This is a genomic window from Agathobaculum sp. TL06 (assembly GCF_054658635.1).
This window is the reverse complement of the sequence record NZ_BAAGGY010000068.1, coordinates 1-536: the sequence shown is the minus strand read 5'-3', so window position 1 is coordinate 536 and position 536 is coordinate 1. Positions and strand designations below refer to the sequence as shown.

1 pseudogene is annotated in these 536 nt (G+C 66.0%); it reads left to right on the top strand.

From position 1 onward, the window contains the following. A pseudogene (locus tag ACYQ3S_RS15660) lies at positions 1-531 on the top strand (altronate dehydratase); the annotation flags it as partial. Between the last annotated feature and the right edge of the window lie 5 nt (positions 532-536).

The window sequence follows — 536 nt, the reverse complement described above, 5'->3', positions numbered from 1 at the left end:
AAGGCGGCCGCCATGCTCAACGGCTTCAAGGATTACTTTATCAGCCACAACGAGACGGTGTACGAGAACCCGTCGCCGGGGAACAAGAAAGGCGGCATCACGACGCTGGAGGACAAGTCGTGCGGGTGCGTGCAGAAGGGCGGCACGGCGCCGGTGGCGGACGTGATCGGGTACGGGGAGCAGGTAACGGCGCACGGGCTGACCCTGCTGTACGGGCCTGGGAACGACCTGGTATCGGCGACGGCGCTGACCGCGGCGGGCGCGCATATGGTGCTGTTCACGACGGGGCGCGGGACGCCGTTCGGCGCGCCGGCGCCGACGGTAAAGATCGCGAGCAACAGCGGACTTGCGGCGCGCAAGCCGGGGTGGATCGACTTTGACGCGGGTCCGGTGGCGGACGGCGAGCCGATCGCGGAGGCGGCGAAGCGGCTGTATGCGTTGGTGCTGGACATCGCGGGCGGCAGACCCTCCAAAACCGAGCTGCTGGGCTACCGTGAAATCGCCATCTTCAAAAACGGCGTTACGCTGTAAATAAA